The sequence below is a fragment of the Vulcanisaeta sp. JCM 16161 genome (assembly GCF_001316285.1).
Genome location: NZ_BBDO01000017.1, coordinates 1 through 4,517, shown reverse-complemented (window position 1 = coordinate 4,517; position 4,517 = coordinate 1). Strand labels below are relative to the sequence as shown.

Genomic DNA, 4,517 nt, shown 5'->3' with positions numbered 1-4,517 from the left:
GTCCTTAGGCCCATAACCATCAGCCTTTCCTAATCCACCGGACTTTTTTTTATACATCGGGTGTTCTTAAAAAGTGAGCCGAGCGGGTTGAAAAAGACCTGGAACGTTGGGCCATGCGGTATTGCAAACTAAGGCTTAGGAAAATACCAAAAGAAAGGATAGGCAATTAATTGTGATTAAGCTCCGGCTAGTGCCGGGGGTTATAACGTCATCCGCTTGAATTTAACGATTCCAGGTCTCGGCTTAATTAGGCATACCCTCTGCATCGCGTTTCACCGATAAAGGTATCAAGAAATGCCGTGTAGTGGGCTAAGTTCAACTGTCTAAAGCCCTTCTTTTTCAAGAATTTTCGTATCATCTTTACAGTGACTTTGACTTATTCATTATTATTAATTCCTCATCAGCAAGTTCGCTTGTCAGTTCCTCAAATCTTGGAACACGTTTTCCTGACCAAGGAATTCTTAATTAGTCTCAACTGGGATGAACCATCATTGCCCAAGCCCTCCCCTCAGCGCCACTAGACAATCCCATTGGCTGCTTATTAGCAACGTGAAGAACCAAGACGAGGCCCAGAACAACCATAATAATCATTAACCATAGTTATTAATAAGCGTTCGTGGAATCTAAAAACATGACCGCCAGAATTAAAACGTTAAGCTCCTTTAAATCCTAACCAGTAGAAATAACCCCAATCCTTAATCATGGTATTATGATTATTGATACTACAGCTACTTAAATCAGCAATTTCTCATCCTCAGTAATATATGAAGCGAGGACAAAGATCACCATAATACTTTACCGCAATTTTTTAGCCAGGAATAAGGATTGCATTGCTCTCTCATGGGCATGTGGATGATGGCAATTCATACGAGCCTGAACCAGATGAAGGACCGTAATAACTACCTAGGAGACTTACTGTGTAGGTTGCGCTTGGATTATATTGAAGTACGAAGTATCCCTGACTCCAGAATAACTCAACCAGATAACCTGAGGACAATGGGTAGCATATCGCCACACCACCAAAATATACCGGTGATGCGGCAGTACTTATGGTGCCTGGGCTCACGACCCAAAGACCTTGCCCATCAAGCACCCCAAAACCCACCGGTACTCATAACCCGGCTGCGTCTGCTCTGGTGCGCAGAACCAATTCTGATTCTCAACACCTATGGACCAAGTAAGGCTACTTAAGATACCCGATGATACATACGGACCATTAACTATGGACAACGATGCCGTCAGCGAGTAAACCGGGCTTGATGGGTCGGATTCTAATGCGACGTCATAAATGAATTCTAGGATCTCCGAAGCAATCTGCTCAACCACCTCTAGTGTGGATGGTGAACTGAACCAACTACAACTCGTACTATACGGCTGTGCCGCATCTGGGGTACCAGTCCACGACATGTATGAGTTGTAGCCATTTTCCTGATCTATGTAGTATCCAGCTGTCATATTAATGCCAACATTATAATAGCCCCAATCACCACTACCACCATTACTGCCGACTATAACATTGTTGAAACCAAGGTATTCAACAGGAATATCAGCAGGGGAACCAGATGGTTCGTAAACACCGGTTATGCAGTAGTCATAAACGTACTCATTACCAGTATTCGTATCCATGATCGTATTCACTCCCGTACTGAAAAACCATTGATTAAGATTATTGCTTTGTATCGTCATTAATGTTTGCTCACAGATGTCTACATCATAATATGTTGGGCCCATATTTCTTGACGGCAATTGATCTGTAGTTACTCTATTAATCTGTACCCAATACGCAATCAATCCATTCAACGTCACTGTAAACTCACCACTCACTTGTACCGGACTTATTACTAGGTAATTCCTGCCGCCAAAGCCAACCACGTACGCCGAACTATTAACATGCATGACCGGGTATCCAATCACTGTGCTATGGTAATAATTTCCCCATGCAACTGCTATTGCTTCCTCGAGCATTAGTACCTGCCCTGGGTTTTCCGTGTACAGTATTACCAAGTCACCCCTACCTATTACGTCTTTGAGCTGCCCAGCCAATTGGTTTAGGGATGCGTGCATTGTCTCGTTGATGTAATCCCAATCAATGATGATGATCGAGTCATTAGGCGCCGAGGACAATCCACTAAGGGTTATGGACTTAATCATAGACTCAGGCGCACCGGCACTCACCAACCCATTAATGAACTGGCTCGGCCCAACCACATAGGCAGTGGTGGGGAGGACAAGCGGCTGAGGCTTAATGGGCATCGCTGTGAAATTACCGTGTCCAAACACACCAAACCCATACGCAGCACCAGGTTTATGTACCATGCTTAACACTGATCTAACGGCATTGCTAGAGGCGTTAATAATGGTCGAGGCCACAGAGGGCTTGAACAACGCGGAAATGAGTAATGCATCAACTAAAGCAAGAGCGAGTATAGCCATGAGCAACCATTTACGTGAGGTCGTTTTCATATTCATCAGGAATCATTAATTCACAGACTTTTTTTACTTCGCATGTTCAGATAAAGTGAGCCGAGCAAGATTGAATCTGCCTTGGTACTCTTTTGCCGCTTCTCTCGTGGTGGCCCTAAATACCTACGCTATTAAGATAAGAGTGGTGGGTAATGAACCCCTGAGACATATCGCTGGGTCATCTCAAACACAACCGTATGGAAGTTATACTTCCATGGAAAAAAACGTAATTAAGCTCATCAAAGAAATAACACCGTATAACCACCCTCTTAACTAGGAGTAGGAAAAGAATTAAGATTACAACACCGAACATAAACATTACGAAAAGCATATTCGAAAAGCCTATGAAATGACAAAATACAATAAAACCAACAGGAAAGACAACAAACCACCCACCTCAAACCCAAACAACCACGAAGAAAACCTTAAAAACCAACAAAACAAAACAAACCACGCCCCCGGTAGCTCAGAGGTTAGAGCGGCCGGCTGTAGTCAGCCCCGTGGGCGACAATGGAAAAGCCCACGGCAAGCAGGCACCGGCAGGCCCCGGGTTCAAATCCCGGCCGGGGGACTTTATTTCATTATTCTACGGATAAGTTAGAAATTATTCCAACCTCCCCACGTCCCTTTATGGACATTATTGTTAAGTTATTAATCAAGCATAGCCAAAGTCTTGATCCTTCTTAACTTCTCGGCATCTTTTAATTCACTCAATGCATCAATTACTACTCCCCACATATTATACCACTTCTTAGCCAACCCCTTAGCTTTTGCGGTATAGAGTGCTAGTCGCCCATCACCCTCCTCGATAAAGCCATAATTACGTAACTTATCAATAAGTTGTTCTAACTCTCTTTTGTATATATAAAGCCTAATCCTCTGCTTCTTGACGTCTATACTTCCATCACCCAACGTGAAGAAAAATAAAAAAATTCGTAAACTCCTCATCATTAAACTTAACAACCCACTTAATGGCGCTATCCTTACTTATCCTCTTATGCCCAGCCTAAGTTGCCATATTATTGTGATGCCATCATCATTTATATCTATGGCATATATACGTATATGAATCCGCCCACCATGCACTAAAGCCCAGAGCAAAGCCTGCCATGTATAAGCCGTAAACATCATTGGGCGACCCCTATCCCTACCTTCATCGCTGAGTACCCAACCCGATAACGTAGCTCTTCGTAAATACCCATTAAATAGCTTAGGCACCCTAATATTAACGCCCAATAACCCCTTAAGCACTAACCTTATCGTGACTTTACGCGTCTTAATCCTATTTATCGTAATTGTTAAGTTTTCTGAACGAAGCACTAACCTCTTATCATTAATAACTCTAACCTCACTTCTTAAAAGCTCCTCAAATAATTTGTTCAACTCACCATAATGCACCTTAAACCACTCCTCCCTAGCCTGCTTACATAATTGAAGCATCTTATCACCAATCTTATAAAGAATCTCCCTTACCTTAACCTCCCACTCATTGTTACTATCACTTATCACTCTCGCACTATACACCCAATTCTCTAAATCACGAATCAATGCATTATATGGCGATTCAACAAATAGCATATCCTTAAACTTACTAATACGCCTAAGAAGCACCTCCCTATACTCATTATATTCATTAAGTTCAGTATTTCCCTCATTATTCAATATCGATCCATTGGCTACATCGTTTGCCCTCCCTGCCTCTTTTTGTTTTTGATTCCCGCCCTCCCTGGGCGGGTTTTGGTTTGTTTTGTTTTTCCTCGTCATCCTCGCCCACCTCTTTATAAGCCCCACGGGGTGGGTCCCCGCGGGGCCGAACCACCCACCCTAGAGGCCCAGTAGTGGGTTGGCGCCCCGCGGGAGGCCCAAACCCCGTGAGGCCGGCTGGCGCTTACTCAGTAAAGCCTAGAAACCACCTACCAACTTCCCACGCTACTCGGCATACTCATTAAACAATTGTTTCACGCCTTCGTGAAACAGCATCCTTTGTTTTACCCGCTCATTGCAGTATTTTAGTTAATTTAGCCTAGGGACTACCGAACAAATTACTGGCTTAA

General features: G+C 43.5%; 4 protein-coding genes and 1 tRNA gene. 1 reads left to right on the top strand and 4 read right to left on the bottom strand.

The window, feature by feature from the left end; genetic code table 11:
• Positions 1 to 838: 838 nt before the first annotated feature.
• Both JCM16161_RS19305 and JCM16161_RS13365 read right to left on the bottom strand, forming a co-directional pair.
• Complete coding sequence (locus JCM16161_RS19305; protein ID WP_243671753.1) at positions 839 to 1,105, bottom strand: hypothetical protein; 267 nt, start codon at positions 1,103 to 1,105, stop codon at positions 839 to 841.
• Positions 1,063 to 2,433 carry a hypothetical protein gene (locus JCM16161_RS13365; RefSeq protein ID WP_243671752.1) on the bottom strand — a complete coding sequence of 457 codons (1,371 nt, stop codon included), beginning with the start codon at positions 2,431 to 2,433 and terminating at the stop codon, positions 1,063 to 1,065. Before JCM16161_RS13365 ends, JCM16161_RS19305 begins: the two co-directional genes overlap by 43 nt.
• Positions 2,434 to 2,918: 485 nt before the next feature.
• Between JCM16161_RS13365 and JCM16161_RS13360 the strand changes: the two genes are divergently transcribed.
• Positions 2,919 to 3,034, top strand: a tRNA-Tyr gene (locus JCM16161_RS13360).
• 80 nt (positions 3,035 to 3,114) lie between these two features.
• On the opposite strand, the gene JCM16161_RS13355 is transcribed toward JCM16161_RS13360, so the two are convergent.
• Both JCM16161_RS13355 and JCM16161_RS13350 read right to left on the bottom strand, forming a co-directional pair.
• On the bottom strand, positions 3,115 to 3,375 hold the full coding sequence (locus tag JCM16161_RS13355) for a hypothetical protein (RefSeq protein ID WP_243671751.1): 261 nt from the start codon (positions 3,373 to 3,375) through the stop codon (positions 3,115 to 3,117).
• 75 nt (positions 3,376 to 3,450) lie between these two features.
• Positions 3,451 to 4,254 carry a hypothetical protein gene (locus JCM16161_RS13350; protein WP_243671750.1) on the bottom strand — a complete coding sequence of 268 codons (804 nt, stop codon included), beginning with the start codon at positions 4,252 to 4,254 and terminating at the stop codon, positions 3,451 to 3,453.
• Between the last annotated feature and the right edge of the window lie 263 nt (positions 4,255 to 4,517).